Origin of the sequence: Paenibacillus sp. 598K (assembly GCF_003851045.1) — a bacterium.
Classification (GTDB): domain Bacteria; phylum Bacillota; class Bacilli; order Paenibacillales; family Paenibacillaceae; genus Paenibacillus_D.
The window spans coordinates 679-1,344 of record NZ_BFBX01000105.1 but is presented as its reverse complement, the minus strand read 5'-3'; the positions used below and the strand labels follow the sequence as shown (position 1 = coordinate 1,344).

General features: G+C 65.3%; 2 protein-coding genes. Both read left to right on the top strand.

The window, feature by feature from the left end; genetic code table 11:
• The coding region (locus PA598K_RS38260; protein ID WP_260405634.1) for a winged helix-turn-helix domain-containing protein at positions 1–313 on the top strand (313 nt) is incomplete at its 5' end.
• Positions 310–666 (top strand): hypothetical protein (locus PA598K_RS36555; RefSeq protein WP_185602244.1); only part of this gene is annotated, 357 nt, incomplete at its 3' end. The genes PA598K_RS38260 and PA598K_RS36555, both read left to right, overlap by 4 nt.

The following is a 666-nucleotide window of genomic DNA, read 5'->3' as shown; positions in this document are numbered from 1 at the left end:
CGAGCAGCAGGCGCTGCAGCGCGGTCGCCTGACGATCGATATTGCCAAGCATCAAGTATGGTCCGGCGAGCAGGAGGTCGCGCTGACGCCAACCGAGTTCGATCTGCTGGTGACGCTGGCGCGTCATCCCGGGAGAGTCTATAGCAGGCTCCAGCTCATCACCGATACGCTCGGCGATTCGTTCGGCGGCTTCGAGCGCACGGTAGACTCGCATATCCGCAATCTTCGGCACAAGCTCGAAGACGATCCCGCCTCGCCGCGCTATATCGTCACCGTCTATGGCGTCGGCTACAAATTCGGGGGCGAGCTGTGAGACGCATCCGTCCGGGAGCCGCCGCTGCGCTGCTCGCGCTATTGTCCATCCTGCTCAGCTGCGGAGTCGCCTTCTGGCAATATGAGCAGACGGCTGCGGACAACAGTCGGGAGCTGCGCCTCCGCATGGAGCTGCTGCTCCGCTCCGCCTATGAGCTGTATGGAGACTGGGAGCTAGCGCTGGCCGCGCTGGCCGATACGCCGCTCGTGCGAGCGACGCAGCTGCGGGTATGGACGGCGGAGGGAGAGCTCGTGAGCGGGATGGAAGCGTCGGCGGAAGTCGGACCCGTGACGGCGGACGAGCCGGTGACGTCTGGCAAGGAGCCGCGCCGCTATCCCTTGCTGTCGCAAGGG